Consider the following 22,007-nt stretch of genomic DNA (forward strand, 5'->3'; position numbering starts at 1 on the left):
CGGAACGACCCGTGGAATCTGGTGAACAACCGTTGAAATTTCAAAGGAGCAGGGGAAATGAATCAAAGGATTACGGCTATTTTGTTGTTTGTCTTGAGCGGACTCTGGTGTTTCTGTCCGCAGGTTTTCAGTCAGGGAACCGCTGACGCCGAACCCATGGAAGAGATCGTCGTCACGGCGACAAGGGACACGGAGGAGGTCCGCTCGGTTCCCGCCAACGTCAGCGTTCTTACGGCCAAGGAGATCGAGGAATCCGGTGCGACGAGCCTTGTGGAGGTTCTCAGGAAACTGGAAAGCATTCAGATCCGGACCTACAGCGGCAACCCGTCGCAGGCGTCCATTGACCTCCGGGGCTTCGGCGGGGACAACCCCTCGGGTAAAACCCTGGTTCTGCTCGACGGTAAAAGGCTGAACAACCCGGACATGAACGCCATCAACTGGCTTCAGATTTCTCTGAGCAACATCGAACGGATTGAAGTCATCCGCGGCGCGGGCAGCGTCCTTTACGGTGATTCCGCCATCGCCGGCGTGATCAACATACTCACGAAGAAGGGCGAAGGAAAGCCTGAAGTGTCCGCTTCGTTCACCGCGGGCAGCTACGGCCTCTACAGCGGACAGGCGGGAATCCGCGGCTCGGAAGGGAAGGTTTCCTACTCCCTCAACGGCGAAAATTCGGGGATGCAGGGTTACCGGGACCGGTCGAAGTACACCTCGCGTGGGGCGGGCTTTCAACTGGGCTACGACGGCAGCGAGGCATGGAACGCCTCGCTGGCTTTGTCCTACAACCGTACGGATTTTCAACTTCCGGGATCCCTGACCAGGGCCGAATACAAAAAGGACAGGAGGCAGTCCGGCAATCCCGATGACGACGGGGAAAATCAGGACTTCCATGCGAACCTGACCCTGGAAACCCTTTTCGGCGATGCCGGGAGCTTCTCCCTCCAGTTTCTCTACGGCGCCAAGGAGATCATCTCCAGCTACAGGTCCATGTCCTCCTATTCCCGGGTAACCCTGGACTCCTACGGAATGACGCCTCGCTATGTCCTGGACAGGAACATGTTCAACCACAGGAACAAGCTCCTGGTCGGACTGGATTATTACGACGAAGGGCTGGACAAGGACGGCTATGCGGACCGGGGACAGGATGAAAGGATCAATACCGCCGAACTGTCCCGCAGGAGCCTGGGGGTCTATGTCCGCAACGAGTTCCATGTCCGGGAAGACCTGATACTGGCCCTCGGCTATCGAACGGAAAGGGCCAGAATCAAGGGAAAAGAAAGGCTGGCGGACGGAACGCTCGTCTTCGATGACGATAAGACGCATGATGCCAAGGCCTTTGAATCGGCCCTGACGTGGATGATCGGAGAAAAATCGAAGGCCTTCGCCAAGTACGCCACGGTGTTCCGTTACCCCTACCTTGATGAACAGGCCTCCTATTACGGGTATGGCTGGGACGCCTTCAATACGGATCTCGACCAGGAGACGGGCAGGTCTTACGAGGTGGGCGTCAACCTCGTTCCAATCCCGAATCTTTCCCTGGATCTGACGCTCTACCGGATCGACATGGAAGACGAGATCTCCCCGGACCAGAACTGGGTCAATCAGAATCTTGACAAAACCCGCCACGAAGGCATTGAACTGGGCGCCTCCTATCTCTGGGAAAAGGCGGCCAGGGTCTACGCCCAGATGTCTTACCGCCGTGCGGAATTCCGCAACGGACCGAATGCCGGCAAGGACGTACCGCTGGTTTCCAATCTCCTTGGAACCGCCGGGGCGATCCTCTATCTCCCCGGCGGCTTTGAGCTGAACCCGGAGATCCGCTACGCCGGAGAGGCCTATCGGGGCGGAGACCTCAGCAACAGCGAGGACAAGATCGACGATACCACCCTGTGCAATCTTTTCCTCTATTACCGCCCAACGCTGAAGAAGCTTAAGTTCTCGGCCTTCGCCGGCGTGGAAAATCTCACCGACGAGAAACCGGTGCTGATCTATTACAACGGCTACTACCCCCTGCCGGGCATAACCGTCAATGGTGGAATATCCTTTAAATTTTAGCCTGTTTGAACAGGATTTGGGAGAGGGAGGTCAGAAAGGGGAGCGCTATGATGAGACACCGGGCAGCAATGAAAATGCTCCGCATCGCATCCATCGTGGCCGCCCTGGCCCTCTGCCCCTTTGCCCATGCCGCCACGGTAATGGACGAAACAGGCAGGAGGGTCTTCGTTCCCGATGCTCCGCGGAGAATCGTTTCCCTGGCGCCGGACATCTCGGAAATCCTTTTTGCCCTGGGTCTGGAGAAGGAAATCGTGGGCGTATCACAGTTCAGCGACTATCCCGATGCGGCGAAGGGCAAACCGAAGGTGGGAAGCTATGTGTCCCTTTCCCTGGAACGCATCCTCTCCCTGTCGCCGGACCTGGTGATCGGCACTACCAACGGGAACCGCAGGGAAGCCGTCAATCGGCTGGAGCAGGCCGGGCTGAACGTCTACGTCGTTAATCCGGAAAGGTTTTCCGACATCTATCGCACCATCATCAATCTCGGGAGGATCACCGGGCGGGAAACAGCCGCCAGGCAGCTGGCCGATTCGATGAGAAAAAGGGCGGAGCGCATCGTATCCCGAACGGCTTCCTGCCCGCGGCCGAAAGTCTTTGTCCAGATTGATTCCCATCCCCTGGTTACCGTGGGCGGGAGCACCATTTATTCGGAGTTGATCGCCATGGCCGGAGGGCACAACATCGCAGCCCGCGCACCGGGGAAATATCCCCGCTACAACCTGGAAGCCCTGATTTCGAAACAGCCGGACGTTATCCTGCTATCTCCCATGGTTCAAAGGGCGTCCCGGAACGGGGATCTGGATTTCTGGAGCCGCTGGCAGAGCATCCCCGCCGTGCGGAATTCCCGGATACACCTGGTGAACGCGGACCTGACCGACCGGTTTTCCCCGAGAATCGTCCAGGGGCTGGAAGAAATCGCGGGAATTCTCCATCCGGAGCGAACGGGCAGGCAACGGCCGCGGGAATGTTCCGGCCGGAGGAGATGAGCAGACGGCGATGAAGCAGGAACGGAACATAACCGCCAGAACGGCCTTCGGGAAATCCCCCCGGCCGGCCCCCCCCGGGGGAAACCTCCTCTGCGCCCTGATGGCGTCCTTTGTCGCTCACGGCCTGGTGATCCTCCTGATCGCTGCGGCGGGCGGTCTTTTTTCCGTTCCGGCAGACACCGGATCATTGAACAGGCTGAACATTACCCTGGTCTCCTGGGCGAACGCCCCTTCCAGCTCTTCGGCACACCCGGGTCAGGAAGAGTCCGCCGGGGCCGCTGCTGAGGCTGCCGGGAAAGGGATCCCCTCCGTCACGGCCGTTTCGGAAGATCACAGCGATGATGGCCGGCCTCTCAACGCCCCGCCGCCGGAAAAACCGGCAAAAAGGCTTCCCCGCCCCGCCTCGCTGCCGGGAAAGGCGCAAGACTCGGGCGCAGAGAAAACAATTTCAATCCCGGCAGGCCCTGACCTGCAGACCCCGCACGCCGGGACGGCCCTGTCCGTGTCGTTTCCGGCCGCGGAAAGCGGACGGGACGCCGCGTCGATGTCTTCCGGTTCCGGCATGGAGCGGAACCTCGAGCCGTCCGGCCGATTCCACGCAATTTCAGGCTCCACCCTTTCCCGTTACCGGCAAACCCCTCCCCCCATCTATCCGGCCTCAGCACGGCGGAAGGGGTATGAGGGACTCGTTCTTATCTCCGTGGAGATCCTGGAAAACGGGGCGCCCGGGCAGCTGCTGGTGAAAAAGTCCTCGGGACATGTCATCCTGGATCAAGCGGCTCTTGAAGCGATCCGGAAATGGAAATTCGTCCCGGCGGAGAAAAACGGCCTTCCCGTCCGCTCCCGGGGGGATGTGCCCATCCGGTTCGTTCTCCGGGATGCCCGCTGAGGATCGCCGTGGGCGCCTTTCAGGACCCCCCGGCGACACGTCCGGGGGAAATCCGTCAACCTACTTGACTTTTCGGTTCCGTTGCCGTTATTAAGCCCGGTGCAGGGCCGCCCCTACCCGGACGTGTCGCATCTTCCGGTCCGGGAGGAACGCAGCGGCACAACGAAAGGAATTCCATCGTCGACGACCGGGGCATGCAGGCAGAGCCTGGCGGCGATTCAGGACAGCTATGAAGACAAAGCCCTTTTCCTCTCCCTTTCTTCGATCCTACGGCTTCTCACTGCTGCTGCTCTTCTCCATTGGAATCGGCTCCGGGCTCGGGCTTCTCCTTAAAGAGGATGCGGCCCTCCTCAAGCCGCTGGGCGATATTTTCCTCAATCTCCTCTTCACCGCCCTGGTGCCCCTCGTGTTCTTTTCCATCTCTTCGGCCGTGGCGGGGATGACCAACGGTCGGCGGCTGGGCAGGATCCTCTTCTCCATGCTGGGGGTCTTTGTCCTGACGGGCGCAGTGGCTTCCGTATTCATGATGATCGGTGTTTCCTTGTATCCGCCGGCCGCGGGCGTTTCCATCACACTTCAATCCGCGGGAAAGCTCCAGTCGCTGGACACGGCGGACCAGATCGTCAGGGCCTTCACCACGCCCGATTTTCCCGATGTCCTGTCCAAGAAGAACATGTCGGCCCTGATCCTGTTCGCCATCCTGATCGGGCTTGCGACCTCCTGCCTGAAGGAGAGGGGGCGGGCCTTTGCCGATTTTCTGACTTCGGCCAGTGACGTGATGATCAAGGCCATCGATCTGATCATGTATTACGCCCCCGTGGGCCTGTGCGCCTATTTCGCCTATCTCACGGGTGTTTTCGGACCGAAGCTCCTGGGTTCTTATTTCCGGGCCATGACGCTCTATTATCCCATAACGTTTTTCTACTTCTTTGCCGGCTTTTCGATATACGCCTATCTCGCCGGGAAAGGCCCGGGGGTGCGGACCTTCTGGAGAAACATTGTTCCCCCGGCCCTGACCGCCCTGGCAACGGGCAGCAGCGTCGCCGCCATCCCCTCCAATCTGGAGGCCGCCAACCGAAGCGGCGTCCCGAAGGACATATCCGAACTCGTCATCCCCATCGGCGCCACCATTCACATGGACGGTTCCTGCCTGGCGGCCGTCCTGAAAATCGCCTTTCTCTTCGGCATCTTCAACCTGGATTTCTCCGGAACGGGGACGCTTCTGACGGCGCTGGGCATCGCCCTTCTGAGCGGAACCGTGATGAGTGGAATCCCCGGCGGCGGTTTTATTGGCGAACTGCTGATCATCTCACTCTACGGCTTCCCCCTGGAGGCCTTCCCCATCATCTCCATGATCGGCGTCCTCGTCGACCCCCCCGCCACCCTGGTCAATTCCGCCGGAGACAACGTGTGCAGCATGATGGTCGCACGGATGCTCGGGGGGAAGAGATGGATGAATACCGTCGATATTTAAACATTTTATATCGCTTGACAAGAAAGAGGTACTTACCTATAGTCCGCCCGTGCTGGGCACACGTTAGATCTTTTCCCCCGGTTTTCAATATGCAACGCATTTTTCTTCAAACTGCCCCGCGAAATCTTTTTCAGGAGGATGCTCCACCATGCCGAAGCGCGACGATCTCAGAAAAATCATGATTATCGGGTCCGGACCCATTGTCATCGGGCAGGCCTGCGAATTTGACTATTCCGGCACCCAGGCCTGCAAGGCCCTGCGGAAGCTCGGCTATGAAATTGTGCTGGTCAACTCCAATCCGGCCACGATCATGACAGACCCCGGAACAGCCGATGTCACCTACATCGAGCCCCTGAACGTCCAGTCCATGATTGAAATCATTGAAAATGAAAAGCCTGATGCCATCCTCCCCAACCTTGGGGGGCAGACGGGCCTGAACCTGACGGCCGAGTTGGCCAAGCTGGGCATTCTGGAAAAATACGGCGTCCAGGTCATCGGCGTCCAGGTGGACGCCATCGAGCGGGGCGAAGACCGGATCGCCTTCAAGGAAACGATGACCCGCCTGGGAATCGACATGCCCAGGAGCGAGCCCGCCTATACGGTGGAAGAGGCGGAGAAAATCGCCGCCCGGCTCGGCTATCCCGTCGTGGTCCGCCCGGCTTACACCATGGGAGGAACGGGAGGCGGCCTCGTCTACAACTCTGAAGAGCTCAGGACCGTTGCCAGCCGAGGCATTTCAGCCAGCCGCGTTGGTCAGATCCTGATCGAAGAGTCCGTTCTCGGCTGGGAGGAGCTGGAGCTGGAAGTCGTCCGCGACGAGAAAAACCAGATGATTACCGTGTGCTTCATCGAAAATGTCGACGCCATGGGCGTCCACACGGGGGACTCCTACTGCACGGCTCCCATGCTGACCATCGCCCCGGAGCTCCAGGAACGGCTCCGGAAATATGCCTATGCCATCGTGGAGGCCATCCAGGTCATCGGCGGAACGAACATCCAGTTCGCCCACAATCCGGAAACGGGGCGGGTTGTCATCATCGAGATCAACCCCCGGACCTCCCGCTCTTCCGCCCTGGCCTCGAAGGCCACCGGATTCCCCATTGCCTTGGTTTCCTCCATGCTTGCAGGGGGGCTCACCCTCGATGAGATCCCCTATTGGCGGGAGGGGACCCTCGACAAGTACACCCCATGGGGTGACTATGTCGTGGTGAAGTTTGCCCGGTGGGACTTCGAGAAGTTTCCCGGCGCCCAGGATAAACTCGGCACCCAGATGCGGGCCGTGGGCGAGGTCATGAGCATCGGCAAGAATTACAAGGAGGCCTTTCAGAAGGCGATCCGCTCCCTGGAAAAGGGCCGTTACGGTCTGGGATTCGCGGCGGATTTCCATGAAAAAAGCCTGGACGACCTGCTGGAGCGGCTGTCGGAGGCTTCCAGCGAACGGCAGTTCCTGATGTACGAGGCGATCCGCAAAGGCGCGGATGTGGCGATGCTCTCCAGAAAGACCCACATCAAGCGCTGGTTTATCGAGCAGATGAAGGAACTGGTCGATCTGGAGGAAGAGATCCTGAAATACAAGGGGAAGGCCCTTCCCGATGAACTGCTGGCCAGGGCGAAGAAAGACGGATTTGCGGACCGCTACCTGTCACAGATCCTCAACGTTCCGGAGCCGGAGATCCGCAGGCAGCGCTCCGCACTGGGCGTCGTCGAAGCCTGGGAAGCCGTCCCCGTCAGCGGCGTGGAAAACGCGGCCTACTATTACTCCACCTACAACGGCCGGGACCAAGTGGCGGTCAGCGACCGGAAGAAGATCATGGTCCTGGGCGGTGGCCCCAACCGCATCGGCCAGGGCATCGAGTTCGACTACTGCTGCGTCCACGCGGCCTTCGCCATCCGCGACGAGGGCTACGAGTCCATCATGGTGAACTGCAATCCCGAAACGGTCTCGACGGACTACGACACCTCCAACAAGCTCTATTTCGAACCGCTCACGGTGGAGGACGTCCTGAGCATCTACGAGAAGGAAAAGCCGGAGGGGGTCATCGCCCAGTTCGGGGGCCAGACACCGCTGAACATCGCCGGCGAACTGGAAAAGGCGGGCGTCCGGATCATCGGGACCTCGCCGGAAACCATCGATCTGGCCGAGGACCGCGACCGCTTCCGAAAGATGATGCGCAGGCTGGGGATCCCCATGCCGGAGTCCGGAATGGCCATCAACCTTGAGGAAGCCCTGGTCGTCGCCAACCGGATCGGCTATCCCCTCATGGTTCGCCCTTCCTACGTGCTGGGAGGCAGGGGCATGGAAGTCGTCCATGACGAAGAGATGCTGAAGCGATACGTAGCGGCGGCGGTGGGGGTCACCCCGGAGCGCCCCATCCTCATCGACAAGTTTCTGGAAAACGCCATCGAGGCGGAGGCCGACGCCATTGCCGACGGGACGGACGCCTTTGTCCCCGCCGTGATGGAGCATATCGAGCTGGCGGGCATTCATTCCGGCGACTCCGCCTGCGTCATTCCGCCGATCAGCATCGCCCCCAAGCACATCGAAACGATCAACGAATACACCCGTACCATCGCCATCGAGTTCAAGGTGGTGGGCCTCATGAACATCCAATACGCCATTGCCGACGATGTCGTCTACATCCTGGAAGCCAACCCGCGGGCCTCCCGCACGGTTCCCCTGGTTTCCAAGATCTGCAACATCTCCATGGCCCGGATCGCCACCCAGGTCATGCTGGGAAAGAAGCTGTCGGAACTCAACCTTTCCAACCGGACGGTCCCCCACTTCGGGGTAAAGGAAGCGGTCTTCCCCTTCAACATGTTCCAGGAAGTCGATCCGCTCCTTGGACCGGAGATGCGGTCCACCGGCGAGGTCCTCGGCCTGGCCGACTCCTTCGGGCTCGCCTTTTTCAAGGCCGAGGAAGCGGCCCAGTCGGTTCTTCCCGGAGAAGGAACGGTCCTCCTGACCGTTGAGCCGCGTGACAAGGGCGGAATCCTCAGCGTCGCCAAGAAATTTCAGGAACTGGGTTTCCGGCTCATCGCCACGAAGGGGACACAGGAGTATCTGGCAGACCACGGGATCGAGGCCCAGACCATCCTGAAGATGCACGAGGGAAGGCCCAATATCGTCGACAGCATCAAAAACGGAGAGATTCAGCTCATCATCAACTCGCCGAGCGGAAGGACGAGCGCCTATGACGACTCCTACATCCGCAAGGCGGCGATCAAATACAGGGTCCCCTACATCACAACGATCGCGGCGGCGGCGGCGGCCGTCAAGGGGATCGCCACGTTCAGGCAAGGCCATGGCCGGGCGAAGTCCCTTCAGAGCTACCATCATGATATCAAATGATTCCCGGTGCTCCCCCTCCAGGGGAAGCCGAAGGGAGGAACGAGGCGGGAAGGGCAACCCCGCCGGGACCGTGAAAGCATGTGCCGAAGGGGCGGCCCCGGGTCTCTCCGCCGCCTTGAAGCAGGCGGAACAGCAGATTGAGCGGTTCCGGGAATCCGAGCGGAACCTAAAAAAATCCCGACGAACCCTTGTCGAACTTGCGGGACAGCTCACCGAGCGCGTCAAGGAGTTGAACTGCCTCTATGAGATTTCCGGCATCATGGGGAAGCAGGGCCTGACCCTGGAAGAGGCCCTGAAACGGACCGTGGATGTCATCCCCGGAGCATGGACGTATCCGGAAATTGCCTGCAGCCGGATTATCCTCAACGATTTGGAGTTTCAAAGCACCCCTTTTTCCGAAACAGTCTGGAGACAGTCGCAGCGGATCCTGCTCCAGGGCAGACAGGCGGGTTGCCTGGATGTTTTTTACAGAGAGGAAAGGCCTCTACGGGATGAAGGGCCCTTTCTGAAGGAAGAGCGGAGCCTGATCGAGGTCATCGCGGAGCGGATCGGAGAAATGGTCGTCCGGAAACGGGCCGAGGAAGCCCTCCAGGAAAGCCAGTCCCAGAACCGGGCGCTTCTCGACGCCATTCCCGATTTGATGTTTCAGGTCAATGGGGAGGGCGTGCTCCTCGGTTTTCACCGGGGACAGTTTGATCTCGCCCGGTTCATCACGCCCGACATCCTGGGCCGGAACCTGTACGACATCGAAGAGCTGAAACCGGTTCTGCCCCGACGGCTCGTGGATCAGATCATGGCCTATGTGCGCCATACCTTGGCAACGGGAGGGGTTCAGCTTTTTGAGCAGAACATCCCCCTTTCCGGAGAGCGCAGGGACTTTGAAATCCGCATGGTCCGATATCCTCCGGACAATGTCCTGGCCATTGTCCGGGACATCACCCGGAGAAAGCGCCTGGAACGGGAGATCCTGGAAATCAGCGGCAGGGAGCAGAGGCGGATCGGCCAGGACCTCCATGACAGCCTGTGTCAGCATCTGGCAGGGATCGGATTCATGGGAAAGGTCCTCGAGAAGAACATCGCCGGACACCGGGACCTGAAGCCTGCCGACGTTTCGGAAATGGTGGGACTGATCGATCAGGCCATCACAATGACGCGGGGGTTTGCCCGTGGCCTGAACCCCGTCAGGCTTGAGGCGGAGGGTCTTCGAATGGCCCTTTCTTCACTGGCCGCCAATGTGGAAAAGCTCTTCGGCATTTCCTGTCCCGTCATTTACGAGGAAGAGATACAAATCCCCGACCCTGAGGCGGCCACGCATCTCTACCGCATTGTGCAGGAGGCCTTGAACAACGCCATCAAGCACGGCAAGGCGGATACGGTGACCATCGCCCTCCGCAGGCGGGAGGACACCGTCGTCCTGACCGTTTCCGACAACGGCTGCGGCATCCGGAACGCGGTTCATCAGGGAAAAGGCATGGGGCTGAATATCATGGAGTATCGCGCCTCCATGATCGGGGCCTCCCTGGAAATCGCCGATGGCGAAACGGGGGGAACGAGGGTGACCTGCTCCTTTCCGAACCGTCGAGGAGATTGATTTCGACATGAAAAAAAAACGGGTACTCGTTGTTGATGATCATCCGATCCTCCGCAAGGGGCTTTCCCTTCTGATCAATTCGGAGCCTGACCTGAGGGTCGTTGCCGAAGCCGATAACGCCCAGCTGGCCCTGGAAAAAATCGAAGAGGACAAACCCGACCTGCTCATCGTCGACATTTCCCTCCCGGGAATCGACGGCATCGAACTCATCAAAACGGTCAGGCTGACCCATCGAAACCTGCCCGCTCTCGTGGTTTCCATGCATGATGAGTCCCTGTTCGCCGAACGGGCGCTCCGTGCGGGGGCAAGGGGCTACATCATGAAGCAGGAGGCCCTGGAAAAGGTGCTCGTGGCCATCCGCCGGGTCCTGGCCGGGGAAATCTTCGTGAGCGAAAAAATCGCCACCTCCATGCTCGAAAAGCTGGTTGCCAGCGAAGACAAAGCGATCCGTTCTCCCATTGATCTGCTGAGCAACCGGGAACTGACCGTTTTCCGGATGATCGGACAGGGTTACAAAACCAGCCAGATCGCGGAAAAGCTGCACTTGAGCGTCAAGACCATCGAATCCTACCGCGCCCACATCAAGGAAAAGCTGAAGCTGGCAGACGGCACGGATCTTCTCAAATGTGCCATTCAGTGGGTGCAGAACGCCCCCTAGGCATCGTCCGCCCAGCCTTCCTCCCCCCCGGAAGCTCTTTTTTTCGATGGGAATCCTTGTTCCATCTCTATCGTTCCTTCCTCGCCCCCCTGGTTTTCCCGAGGGGCGGGCAGGATTCCGTATGACATCGCTTTCTGCTTTTCATGCCATCCTAAGGCAAAACAGCCCATGCTTTACTCCATTACCTTAGATAAAAATCAAGATTTTACCGGATTGAATAACTACTATGATCGTGTAAAGTATATCCATCGGATGGATTTCATCTTCCTCTTTGAGAAAGAAACAGGAAAAGGAGGTGTGAAGGAAGCATCACCGGAAAGAGGATTTAGTTGGCGAAAAGACGCCATCGTGTCAGAAGGTTAACCATGTCATTCAATAGATCAGCCAGGCGGTAAGGTTTCGCCACAGGGAGGGAAACATGAACAAGGCAAAAATTTTAGTCATGGCATTGCTTGCGGCTTTCATCATGGCGGCAATGGTGCCAGGCGCAGGTGCGGGACCGGTGTATATCGATCTGTCCACGGCAACCGTTGCATCCGGGGAAGAGACATCTCAAGCTGAAATTGACATGATCATCCTTCCCCTGATCGCTCCGGCGGTTGAGTTATACAGGGATGAGATCGGTGTTGAAATGGGGATGCTGGCCGGGTCCTACGAAACCACTTACACGTATATGCCGGAACCCGAGAATGCGGTCATAAGCTACACGGGGGGCACCATCATCGGTCCGGTGGCTTATCTCCTTGCCAAGGACGGCGCTGTGCCCGACACAAACCCGGATACCCATGCCTGGTACCTCTATAATCTGACGAATCTGGGGTGGACCGGCACGGAAGAGATCACCATTACCGGACTATGGCCGGACCAGGGAAGTTTCTCCCATGTCACCCTGTACGGTACGCCTGTTCCCATTCCCGCTGCGGTGTGGCTCCTGGGCAGCGGCCTGCTGGGGCTTATCGGAGTCGGTCGACGGATGAAAAAGTAATTTCCTGACTGCAGGGAAGGACGAAAGGCAAAAAGGCTGTTGATTCAACATCAACAGCCTTTTTTTATCCAGAAATACGGCTTGGCTGCCATCGACCATCTGTGGCCGGAAGAGGAACGGCCATGTCAAGACCCGCAGTACGAGCCGCTATCCGGACCGCAGTGCTCCGGATTGGAATGCGGAAATGACCGAAGCGGGAAATAATCATCTCTCCAGGCACACTTGGACAAACCGGATTGAACAAAATCGTCATGGGATTTGCATGGAATTTGTCCTGAACGATCGATTGGAGGAGACGGCGACGTGAATCCAAACAGGACGGTGATGCAGGCCGGCTTTTTTTCGCAGTTGATCAGACTATCATGAGAACGGATGGGAGAGAGGGAATCGTAACGTGAAAAAGATACGTAAATGGACATTCTTGGCGGCACTGTTTGTGGTTTTTGGCTTGGCACCGGGGCAGGCTCAAGCCGGGATGATAACCTACAGCCTGGGAACAGCCTTTACCGGCAAAGTGGACCCGAAATCCCCACTCACCCCCAACGGCTGGCTCATGGCAGCATTTGATGATGGTGGAGGCTCCGGGTCGGTGATCCTGACATTGACTTCCGGCCTCGGCGTGGCCAGTGAATTCATCAGTCAGGTGGATTTCAGCGTTCATCCGGCCATCGATCCGAGCGGCCTGGTGATCACAAGGACTGGGGGAACCTCCGACGACACCGTGAGCAGGATCATCGCCACGGATCAGGACAAACAGACCGCCGGAGGCAGCCACGGCTATGATATCGAACTGCACTTCAAAAAGGCTTCCGTCAACCGTTTTGACGGTGTCGGAGAAACCGTCATCCTGACGCTGACCGGCAGTGGTCTTACAGTGGAAGATTTCGACTTCTGGAATGCGGGAAAGGGGGACAGCGCCCATGTTGCGGCGCACATCCAGGGCATTCCCACCCTGTGGCCCGACCCTGAAGACTCCACCTGGATCAAGGATCCTTCTCCGGTTCCTCTTCCAGCGGCGGCCTGGCTGCTCGGCTCCGGCCTACTGGGGCTTGCTGTAATCAGGAGAAGCGGCGGCCTCTTCAAAAGACAAGGTTTCTGAAACAGGCGTTCCTGAGAAAAGCCTCTGCAGACCATGCGGGGGCTCTTCTCCTTCCGGATCTCTTCATCAACATCGGGCGGGCCATCTCCCTGCCCTCTTCTTCCCTCCTGCTCCATCCCGACGGCGGCTTTCAACTCGTCTATTTTCAAGCGTTTGCGATTTCCATGTGTCTTGGACGTTCACCAGAAAATTCCGCCCGGGAAGATACCCGAAATTTTCAGTGATTGATTTTTTTTTAACAATCCGGTATTGATCAGGGTCATATGTGAAGTTTTTCATACAGGGCTCACGGGACAAACGTTGACAGGCCCCAAACAGCAGAACAGGGCTCCCTTAGAGTTATGGGGCGTGTGTATTCAGTTTTTTTAACGGATCATTTACTTTAAGGAGGTGTTTAATGAATCGAAAACGTTTATTTGCGGGATTCAGCAAAAAATTAACCTTGATCGCCTGCCTGCTTGCTCTTCTTCTGTTCGCATCCAATGCATCGGCTTATCTTTCCTCGTACTCCTTCAATCTGATTTACGCCAGCAAGGACCTCAATGGCGGCATGATGGACGATTATGCGAAGGTGACGGTGAATCTCCAGGCCATCGATGAGGCGACGATCGTCGTCGAAGCCCTGAACGGTTACAGGCTGCAGAACCGGCTTGGTGTGCAGCTCAACGCGTTTCTTTTCAGCACGTCGAACTTAAGCGCCGGCGAATTGGCCAAGGGAGAGGAAAAGAACTTCAGTGAATTCGGAGAGTTCAATGCAGCCTTCAGCAAGCTGGGAAAGCTGGATTCATTCAGTTTTGACGTCACGAACACCACCGTTAATTCCGATTGGACCGACGCGAAAGAGGTCCTTCACATCAACGATCAGGGTTACCTGGCAGCCGCGCACATCGTACCGGAGAACGGCGAATCAGGCTATGCCGCCGGTGACGGAAAAGCCGTCGTTCCTCTTCCGGGAGCGGTCTGGCTTCTTGGAAGCGGCCTGGTCGGTCTCGCGGCATTCCGCCGACGCAAAGCATGATGTTTCTTCCTTCCGCTCCCGTTGATTCTGAACAAGGAGCTGAAGGATTTGGCGTGGCAGGGCGCTTTTGAATTTCCGCCGTTTTCTTTACCGCCTGCCGAACGGAACCGGAAAGAGGAGCCTCTGCAAACCCTGCAGAGGCTCCTCTTTTTGGTTCCGCACCATCCCAGCGGCCCCGGTACGTTTTTTTCCGTTCTTCACCCTGGCCGATCCTCCGGAAGAACCGCCTGATCCGCTCTCATAACCAGGCGCATTTAAAAAATTCCCGCAGGTCTTCCCCCGTATTATTTTTTCAATATTGATTATTGACACTATAAAAAAACGCGGATATACACTATGCAAAAATCAGCTTTAACCTCATTGTCAAACATGGGTTTTTCGGGTTTTATGGGGTCGTTTTTTCTCATAAAGGAAGAAAGGACGTGACGGAGGGGGATCGTCATTCGGCATGGCGGCCAAAATTCCGGATCCAGACGCATTTCGCGGATGGCCGGTAGGCGGAGGCTGTGACATGGCGTCAAGGTCCGCCCCCGGAACAACGCGTAAGTCCCATTATTTCAAATCGCGCAGAACGTGCCCGCGGCGGAAAATCCTCGCCATGGGCCGTGTATATGAATTTCACGAGGCCTCTCCGACCGATGCGGAAGTGGTCTTAGAAGCTATACGTTTGAAGAGTTTGCAGTGCATTATTTCTTATATGGAGGTCCCAAAAAATGTCCGTGGTCGGCGATGTTATCGACAAGATTAAACAGCAGGATCCTTATGAATTTGAATTTCATCAGGCGGTGGAAGAGGTGCTTTTCACTCTGGAGCCGACAGCTCTGAAACATCCGGAGTTTGTCAAGGCTAAAATCTATGAGCGGATCGTGGAGCCGGACCGGGTGATCTCCTTCCGCGTTCCCTGGACGGACGATAGAGGTGAGGTGCATGTCAACCGGGGATACCGGATTCAATTCAACAATGCCATCGGTCCCTATAAGGGGGGGCTGCGCTTTCATCCCTCCGTTAATCTCAGCATCCTGAAGTTCCTTGGTTTCGAACAGATCTTTAAGAATTCACTGACGACCCTTCCCATGGGCGGCGCGAAAGGCGGCTCCGACTTCGACCCCAAAGGAAAATCGGACTACGAGGTCATGCGCTTCTGCCAGTCTTTCATGCGTGAGCTTTTCCGGCACATCGGCCCCGATACGGATATCCCGGCGGGAGACATCGGTGTAGGAGCCCGGGAAATCGGTTACCTCTATGGCTATTACAAGAAACTGGCCAACGAGCATACGGGCGTTTTGACCGGCAAGAGCCTGGATTACGGCGGAAGCCTTATCCGGCCCGAGGCGACGGGCTACGGCTGCGTCTATTTCGCCGCGGAAATGCTCGCCTGGCGTGGCCTCACCTTCGAGGGTAAAACCGTGGCGATCAGCGGTTCCGGAAATGTCGCCCAGTACGCCATCGAAAAAGTCACCAGCCTGGGAGGCAAAGTCATTACCCTGTGCGACTCCAGCTCAACGATTGTCGACGAAGCAGGAATCGACCATGCAAAGTGCGAATACATCATGGAATTGAAGAATATCCGCAGAGGCCGCATCAGTGAATATGCCGATAAATACGCCGCATCAGCATGCTGCTACATCGGAGAGAGCGTCTGGGATGTGATCAAGAATCAGGGCATTCACGTCGACATCGCCCTTCCCTGCGCCACCCAGAATGAAATCGACGCCAGCCATGCGGAAGCCCTTGTGAAAAACGGCTGCATCTGCGTCTCCGAAGGCGCCAATATGCCCTCCACCCCGGAGGCGATCCGCATCTACCAGGACAATGGCGTCATCTACGGCCCCGGCAAAGCGGCCAATGCCGGCGGCGTGGCCACCTCGGGTCTGGAAATGAGCCAGAACAGCATGCGCCTTTCCTGGCCCCGTGAAGAAGTCGATACCCGGCTGCTTCAGATCATGAAAAGCATCCACACCGCCTGCCTCAATGCGGCGGCGGAATATGGAAAAGAGGGGGACTACGTGCTGGGCGCCAATATCGCCGGGTTCATGAAAGTGGCCAACAGCATGCTGGCCTACGGAGTGGTGTAACGTCCCCTTTGCCTTGAGGCGCGGTCCCGCTTGAGCCGCTGGCGGCTAGAGGCGGACTGCCCCTTTTGGCATCCCCTGCGTTCCCGAGGAGCGATTGCAGATGGTTTTGGTCACATCCTGCAATCGCTCCTCTGTTTTCTGATGCGTATCGAGAGGGGCTCGGCGGCTCATCGGAACCATTCGGTGCGCACCCGCCCTTTGCGGAAAGATTCCCCCAACCGGAACACGTTCCTATGTTCTCCATCAAGCCCGCTCAAAGACCAATCCCTGCAGCGATAAGAAAATCGCATGATCCTCTGTAAGGATTTATCCGATGAAGGACTCCATTTCGTCTTAATACTTTTCAAAATAGCGGTATCATGAAGATACCTTTTTGATGAGCCGATTCGCTCCCGAAGGCGGCCCGGGGCAAGAGCTGTTTGCTCTCCCTCCGCTCCAAACACGTTAACGAGAAAAATGTCTTCATCCGGATACTTTCGACCTGTCATAAATGACATAATATATTAATAATACAGAAGTTATTGACATCCTGCAAAGAAATAGCTATAGGGTGACTCTCATCTGACGATGGATGGGTTATCAGGTAGAAATCCAACATTGTGCACTCCGATCTGCCGATTCTTAAAGAGGTTCTCCATGGACGGCTGGCAACGGGCATTGCCGGAAACGGCGGAACCTCCCGGATTTGGAAAGGAGAAAGCGATGAACGGGGATTACATATCGAAAGGAGTGTAGAGTCATGGATGTAAGCAGAAGAGGATTCCTGAAGATCGCCGGCGGCACTCTGGCAGTCGGAGGCATCGGCTTCAGGCCTTCTTTGGCGCATGCTGAACCGCTGAAGATTCAGTATGCCAAAGAGACGACGACGATCTGTCCTTACTGTTCCGTAGGATGCAGCATCATCGTTTCCACCCGGAACGGAAAAGTGGTAAACACGGAGGGCGATCCGGACAGTCCCATCAATCGCGGCTCCCTTTGCACCAAGGGCGGATCTATCTATCAGATGGCGAACAACGAAAACCGCCTTGGCAAACCCCTTTACCGGGCACCCTACGCTACGGAATGGAAAGAGGTGGACTGGGAGTGGACCTTGGACCGCATTGCGGAAAATGTCAAGAAAAGCCGCGACAAGAGTTTCCGGGCCACCAATGACAAAGGCGAGGTCGTGAACCGGACGGAAGGAATCGCCTCCGTCGGCAGCGCCGCGCTGGATAACGAAGAGTGCTTCGTTTATCAGAAATTTCTGCGGGGGTTGGGGCTGGTCTATATCGAACACCAGGCCCGTATTTGACACAGCCCTACTGTACCGGCTCTGGGAGAGTCGTTCGGACGCGGCGCAATGACGAATCACTGGATCGATATCCGCAACAGTGATGTGATCTTAATCATGGGCAGCAACCCTGCCTCCAACCACCCCATCGCTTTCAAGTGGATCACCGCCGCCATGGAGAAAGGGGCCAAGGTCATCTGCGTGGACCCGCGGTTCACGCAATCGGCGGCAAAATCCCACATCTATGCACCTCTCCGTTCGGGGACGGACATCGCCTTTCTCGGCGGGATGATCAAGTACATTCTCGACAACAAGCTCTACTTCGAGGAGTACGTCAGGAATTACACCAACGCGACCTTCCTCGTGAATCCCGACTTGAAGCTTCCCGGCGACAACAACGGTGTCTTCTCCGGCCTGACGGACGGAAAGTACGACAAATCCACCTGGTCTTACCAGACGGAAGGGGACGGACGGATCAAGAAGGATCCCACGATGCAGGACCCCAACTGCGTGTTCCAGCTCCTGAAAAAGCACTATTCCCGCTACACGCCCGAAGTGGTCAACCAGGTGACCGGGACACCGGTTGACAAGCTGATCGAGATCTACAAGCTCTATGGATCAACGGGAACGAAGGATCGTTCCGCTGTCGAGCTCTATGCCATGGGATGGACCCAGCACACCGTGGGCACCCAGAATATCCGGACCATGTGCATGATACAGCTCCTCCTGGGCAACATGGGCGTTCCCGGCGGCGGCGTGGCGGCCATGCGCGGCGAGTCCAACGTCCAGGGATCCACGGACCATGGACTGCTGTTCCACATCTGGCCGGGTTACCTCGGCACCCCCAAGGCGTCGCTGGCAACCCTGGCGGCGTACCTGGAAAAGGAGACACCGTCGACCAAGGAACCCAACAGCCTCAACTGGTGGAAGAACAAACCCAAGTATGTAGCGAGTTTCCTCCGGGCCATGTACGGAACGAACGTCACCCTGGACGAGGCCTACAACCTCCTCCCCAAGATCGACGACGGGGCCAACTACTCATGGCTCAATCTCTTCGATCAGATGTACAAGGGAAAGTTCACGGGTTTCTTCGCCTGGGGCATGAATCCCGCCTGCAGCGGCGCCCATTCCAACAAGGTCCGCCAGGCGATGACCAGGCTGGACTGGCTGGTCAATGTCAACCTCTTCGATAACGAGACCGGCTCCTTCTGGCGCGGACCGGGAATGGATCCCAAAAAGATCAAGACGGAAGTTTTCCTGCTGCCCTGCGCCGCCTCCATCGAGAAGGAGGGGAGCATCATCAACAGCGGCCGCTGGAACCAGTGGCGCTACAAGGCCATCAATCCCCCGGGCGTGGCCCTTCCCGACGGGGACATCACATCGGAAATCTACTTCAAGGTGAAAGGGCTTTACGAAAAGGAAGGCGGCCCCAATGCCGATGCCATTACCAAGCTGAGCTGGAACTACGGCCCGAAAACCTTTGACGGCCACTTCCACTTCGATCCCCACGCCGTGGCCAAGGAGATCAACGGGGTCTTCCTCGAGGACAAAACGGTGGAAAATCCCACGAAGCCCGGGGAATTCAAGGAATTCAAGAAGGGTGATCCCGTTCCCACCTTTGCCTGGCTGCAGGATGACGGGTCCACGTCCTCCGGGTGCTGGGTCTACTGCGGCTCCTACACGGACAAGAACATGTCCGCACGCCGCGAGGGGAAGAAAGATCCGACCGGTATCGGCCTTTACCCCGAATGGGCATGGGCCTGGCCGGTCAACAGGCGAATTCTCTACAATGGCGCCTCCGTCGATCCGGAAGGAAACCCCTGGAGCGCAAAGAAGGCGGCTATCAAGTGGAGCGGCGACAAGTGGGTTGGCGACGTCCCCGACGGCGCGGGTAACCCCGGCTCCGGGAGGCCGCCCTTCATCATGAAACCCGACGGCGTGGCCAGCATCTTCGGTCCTGGTCTGGCGGACGGTCCGTTCCCCGAGCACTACGAACCCCTGGAATGCCCGGTGGAAAAGAACGTCCTGTCACCCCAGAAGAACAATCCGACAATCAAGCGGTTCGACAAACCCGGCGTGGGTTCCGATCTGGACGTCTATTCCGGTGTCGATTCGTGCGATCCCAAATATCCATTCATCTGTGCGACATACCGCATCAGCGAACACTGGCAGACCGGCGTTCTGACCCGATGGTGCCCCTGGCTTGCCGAAATGCAGCCGGAAATGTGGTGCGAGATGAGCAAGGAACTGGCAAAAGAGCGGGGAATCTCCAACGGCGACAAGGTCATTGTCAGCTCCCCAAGAGGTCAGGTGGAGTGTGTGGCCATCGTAACCCCCCGTTTCAAACCGTTCAACATCGACGGGAACATTCTCCATGAGGTGGGCATTCCCTGGCATTTCGGATGGATCACGACAAAGGATCGGTCATACAACCCCGGCGACAAGAAGGCGGAAGTCTTCACCAGGGGTGACGCGGCCAACCTGCTGGTGCCGACGATCGGCGACGCCAACACGACGATCCCGGAAAGCAAGGCCTTCATGGTCAATGTGGTCAAGAAGTAAGGGGGGGGAAACGAAAATGGCTGAATATGTAAAACTTATCGATGTATCTAAATGCACCGGCTGCCGGGGTTGCCAACTGGCCTGCAAGCAGTGGAATGCTCAGCCGGCGAAACAGACGGAAAATCACGGAACCTATCAGAACCCGCCCGATCTTCAGGCCAACACCTGGACGCTGATCCGCTTTCAGGAAATTGAAGAAAAGGACGGAAAACTCAAATGGCTGTTCCGAAAGGACGGCTGCATGCACTGCACGGATGCCGCCTGCGTCAAGGTCTGTCCCAGCGGCGCCCTGTACGTTACAGACATAGGGACGGTGGGCCTGAACCGGGATCTGTGCATCGGCTGCAAGGAGTGTATCTCTGCCTGCCCCTTCGACATCCCCCGGTACGACCGCAAGACGGACAAGGTCTACAAATGCGACCTCTGCCTGAGCCGCATCAAGGCCGACCTGATTCCCGCCTGCGCCAAGGCCTGCCCCACGGGGGCCATCACCTTCGGGGAAAAGGGCAAGATGATCGAAAAAGCCTATGCCCGGGCCAAGGAACTGGGCGGAGACGCCAGCGTCTACGGCGACAAGTTCGTCGGCGGCACCCATGTGATGTACGTCCTGGATGAAAAGCCCGGGGTCTATGAACACCTGCCGAAGAGCCCCAGCGTTCCGCTGTCCGTCATTCTCTGGAAGGACATCATGAAGCCCCTGAGCCTTCTGGCTGCCGGCGGCGTCATCGCCGGTTCATTCCTGCATTACATCATCCACGGGCCTAAACTTCCCGACGAGGAGACGGGCCAAGAACAGAAGGGAGGGGAATAACCATGAGAAAAGGATTAATTCAGGCCACGGACTCCTTTGAACGGATCGTGCACTGGAGCCTGGCTGTTTCATGCCTGATTCTGTGCCTGTCGGGGCTTGGAATGATGTTCCATTCCCTGAATTTTCTCGGAGAACCCTTCGGCGGCTTGAAGTCGTTGAAGTACATCCACAATATAACGGCGCTCTTCTTCATCCTGGCCCTCTTCTTCACGGTCAGCATGTGGTGGAAAGAGGCGGGGGTCTTTGTTTTTCCCGAGGACCTGGACTGGATCAAGTGCGCCGGCGGTTATCTTTGGCATGTGGACAAAGTGCCCGAGGTGGGGAAATACAATCCCGGCCAGAAGATGTTCTTCCTGGTTGTGGCAGCCGGCGGAGTGGCGATGATCTTTTCCGGATTGATCATGCTCTTTCCCCTGCACATCCCGGCCATGATCGTCCGGCTGATGTACCTGATCCATGCCGCCGGATTTGTGGCGATCTTCGCCTTTTTCTTCATCCACCTCTATCTTGGAACGGTGGGATCTCCCGGTTCGCTGCCGGCGATGCTGACGGGCTGGGTCAGCCGGCCCTGGCTGAAAAAGCAGCACGCCAAGTGGCTCAAGGAAATGGAAGAACACGGAACGCTGGTGGTTTACGGGGAGGAGAAATCGTCTTCGCACGGCCATCACGGATAAACCACATAAACCACTTCTCTCTCCAAACCTGAAAAGGGGAAGGACCCGACCTCAAAAGGCGGGTCCTTCCCCTTTTCTTTTCGGCGTACGGTTACCGGCCCGGACAAATCCAGGGGGATTTTTTCAGCATAACGTCAGGGATCAAGCCCTCATACGCTTCGACAACTCCAGGACAAGTTCGCGAATATCCTTTTTCTTCAGAAGGGCCTCCGGCGATGCCATCCCATATCGAGAGGCCATCGCCCCGAGAACCTTATTCGCCTGATCGCTGACGACGGGATCGACGCCAAAGCGAAGCAGCTGAATTTTCCTGAACAGTTCGTCCTCATGTCCCGCCCTGGCCGTCAGCAGAGTCCGCTCGATCAGCTTTTCGACGTCAAACTGCACGACGCTGCGCAACACCACACGGTCCCCGCCGCCGTAACGCCCCAGCAGGATGTCGAACTGCTGCAGGGTCCATCCGTCGATGCTTCCCATATAGCCCGCCGCAATCCCTCCCACCATGAGGACA

16 protein-coding genes and 1 riboswitch are annotated in these 22,007 nt (G+C 57.4%); of the genes, 15 read left to right on the forward strand and 1 reads right to left on the reverse strand.

From position 1 onward, the window contains the following. Positions 1-57: 57 nt before the first annotated feature. From AB3175_RS09765 to AB3175_RS09835, 15 genes are all read left to right on the forward strand, one after another. Positions 58-2,055, forward strand: coding sequence for a TonB-dependent receptor (locus AB3175_RS09765; protein ID WP_367360749.1), 1,998 nt, complete (start codon positions 58-60; stop codon positions 2,053-2,055). A 47-nt stretch (positions 2,056-2,102) separates the two neighbouring features. Next, positions 2,103-3,041 (forward strand): ABC transporter substrate-binding protein, encoded by a 939-nt coding sequence (locus AB3175_RS09770; protein WP_367360750.1) that lies wholly within the window; start codon positions 2,103-2,105, stop codon positions 3,039-3,041. A gap of 10 nt (positions 3,042-3,051) precedes the next feature. Further along, a complete protein-coding gene (locus AB3175_RS09775) occupies positions 3,052-3,930 on the forward strand; it encodes an energy transducer TonB (protein ID WP_367360751.1) in 879 nt (292 codons plus the stop codon). Positions 3,931-4,159: 229 nt separating this feature from the next. Beyond that, positions 4,160-5,404 carry a dicarboxylate/amino acid:cation symporter gene (locus AB3175_RS09780; RefSeq protein ID WP_367360752.1) on the forward strand — a complete coding sequence of 415 codons (1,245 nt, stop codon included), beginning with the start codon at positions 4,160-4,162 and terminating at the stop codon, positions 5,402-5,404. Between the two features lie 148 nt (positions 5,405-5,552). Continuing rightward, positions 5,553-8,753 (forward strand): carbamoyl-phosphate synthase large subunit, encoded by a 3,201-nt coding sequence (carB, locus tag AB3175_RS09785; RefSeq protein WP_367360753.1) that lies wholly within the window; start codon positions 5,553-5,555, stop codon positions 8,751-8,753. Beyond that, the gene (locus AB3175_RS09790; RefSeq protein WP_367360754.1) at positions 8,740-10,344 is read left to right on the forward strand and encodes an ATP-binding protein; all 1,605 of its coding nucleotides are present in this window, start codon (positions 8,740-8,742) and stop codon (positions 10,342-10,344) included. Before carB ends, AB3175_RS09790 begins: the two co-directional genes overlap by 14 nt. Before the next feature lie 7 nt (positions 10,345-10,351). Next, positions 10,352-11,002, forward strand: a complete 651-nt coding sequence (locus AB3175_RS09795) for a response regulator (protein WP_367360755.1) — start codon at positions 10,352-10,354, stop codon at positions 11,000-11,002. A gap of 168 nt (positions 11,003-11,170) precedes the next feature. Next, positions 11,171-11,365, forward strand: coding sequence for a hypothetical protein (locus tag AB3175_RS09800; protein ID WP_367360756.1), 195 nt, complete (start codon positions 11,171-11,173; stop codon positions 11,363-11,365). 55 nt (positions 11,366-11,420) lie between these two features. After that, positions 11,421-11,987, forward strand: a complete 567-nt coding sequence (locus AB3175_RS09805) for a VPLPA-CTERM sorting domain-containing protein (RefSeq protein ID WP_367360757.1) — start codon at positions 11,421-11,423, stop codon at positions 11,985-11,987. A gap of 394 nt (positions 11,988-12,381) precedes the next feature. Continuing rightward, the gene (locus AB3175_RS09810; RefSeq protein ID WP_367360758.1) at positions 12,382-13,086 is read left to right on the forward strand and encodes a VPLPA-CTERM sorting domain-containing protein; all 705 of its coding nucleotides are present in this window, start codon (positions 12,382-12,384) and stop codon (positions 13,084-13,086) included. A gap of 397 nt (positions 13,087-13,483) precedes the next feature. Then, positions 13,484-14,104 carry a VPLPA-CTERM sorting domain-containing protein gene (locus tag AB3175_RS09815; RefSeq protein WP_367360759.1) on the forward strand — a complete coding sequence of 207 codons (621 nt, stop codon included), beginning with the start codon at positions 13,484-13,486 and terminating at the stop codon, positions 14,102-14,104. A gap of 713 nt (positions 14,105-14,817) precedes the next feature. Then, complete coding sequence (gdhA, locus tag AB3175_RS09820; protein ID WP_367360760.1) at positions 14,818-16,179, forward strand: NADP-specific glutamate dehydrogenase; 1,362 nt, start codon at positions 14,818-14,820, stop codon at positions 16,177-16,179. A gap of 592 nt (positions 16,180-16,771) precedes the next feature. Next, a riboswitch (molybdenum cofactor riboswitch) is annotated at positions 16,772-16,891 on the forward strand. A gap of 27 nt (positions 16,892-16,918) precedes the next feature. Further along, on the forward strand, positions 16,919-20,011 hold the full coding sequence (fdnG, locus tag AB3175_RS09825; RefSeq protein WP_367360761.1) for a formate dehydrogenase-N subunit alpha: 3,093 nt from the start codon (positions 16,919-16,921) through the stop codon (positions 20,009-20,011). A gap of 16 nt (positions 20,012-20,027) precedes the next feature. Further along, the gene (locus AB3175_RS09830; protein WP_367360762.1) at positions 20,028-20,822 is read left to right on the forward strand and encodes a 4Fe-4S dicluster domain-containing protein; all 795 of its coding nucleotides are present in this window, start codon (positions 20,028-20,030) and stop codon (positions 20,820-20,822) included. A 2-nt stretch (positions 20,823-20,824) separates the two neighbouring features. Further along, on the forward strand, positions 20,825-21,496 hold the full coding sequence (locus AB3175_RS09835) for a formate dehydrogenase subunit gamma (protein ID WP_367360763.1): 672 nt from the start codon (positions 20,825-20,827) through the stop codon (positions 21,494-21,496). A gap of 141 nt (positions 21,497-21,637) precedes the next feature. Here the strand turns inward: AB3175_RS09835 and AB3175_RS09840 are convergent. Continuing rightward, positions 21,638-22,007 (reverse strand): hypothetical protein (locus AB3175_RS09840; RefSeq protein ID WP_367360764.1); only part of this gene is annotated, 370 nt, incomplete at its 5' end.

Source organism: Syntrophus sp. (in: bacteria), from assembly GCF_040768185.1.
Lineage (GTDB): Bacteria > Desulfobacterota > Syntrophia > Syntrophales > Syntrophaceae > Syntrophus > Syntrophus buswellii.

Coding starts and splice junctions, on each gene's coding strand:
- AB3175_RS09800 (WP_367360756.1), top strand. CDS start 11,171: ATGCTTTACTCCATTACCTTAGATAAAAATCAAGATTTTACCGGATTG.
- AB3175_RS09790 (WP_367360754.1), top strand. CDS start 8,740: ATGATATCAAATGATTCCCGGTGCTCCCCCTCCAGGGGAAGCCGAAGG.
- carB (WP_367360753.1), top strand. CDS start 5,553: ATGCCGAAGCGCGACGATCTCAGAAAAATCATGATTATCGGGTCCGGA.
- AB3175_RS09780 (WP_367360752.1), top strand. CDS start 4,160: ATGAAGACAAAGCCCTTTTCCTCTCCCTTTCTTCGATCCTACGGCTTC.
- AB3175_RS09835 (WP_367360763.1), top strand. CDS start 20,825: ATGAGAAAAGGATTAATTCAGGCCACGGACTCCTTTGAACGGATCGTG.
- AB3175_RS09765 (WP_367360749.1), top strand. CDS start 58: ATGAATCAAAGGATTACGGCTATTTTGTTGTTTGTCTTGAGCGGACTC.
- AB3175_RS09830 (WP_367360762.1), top strand. CDS start 20,028: ATGGCTGAATATGTAAAACTTATCGATGTATCTAAATGCACCGGCTGC.
- AB3175_RS09775 (WP_367360751.1), top strand. CDS start 3,052: ATGAAGCAGGAACGGAACATAACCGCCAGAACGGCCTTCGGGAAATCC.
- AB3175_RS09770 (WP_367360750.1), top strand. CDS start 2,103: ATGATGAGACACCGGGCAGCAATGAAAATGCTCCGCATCGCATCCATC.
- AB3175_RS09795 (WP_367360755.1), top strand. CDS start 10,352: ATGAAAAAAAAACGGGTACTCGTTGTTGATGATCATCCGATCCTCCGC.
- gdhA (WP_367360760.1), top strand. CDS start 14,818: ATGTCCGTGGTCGGCGATGTTATCGACAAGATTAAACAGCAGGATCCT.
- AB3175_RS09805 (WP_367360757.1), top strand. CDS start 11,421: ATGAACAAGGCAAAAATTTTAGTCATGGCATTGCTTGCGGCTTTCATC.
- AB3175_RS09815 (WP_367360759.1), top strand. CDS start 13,484: ATGAATCGAAAACGTTTATTTGCGGGATTCAGCAAAAAATTAACCTTG.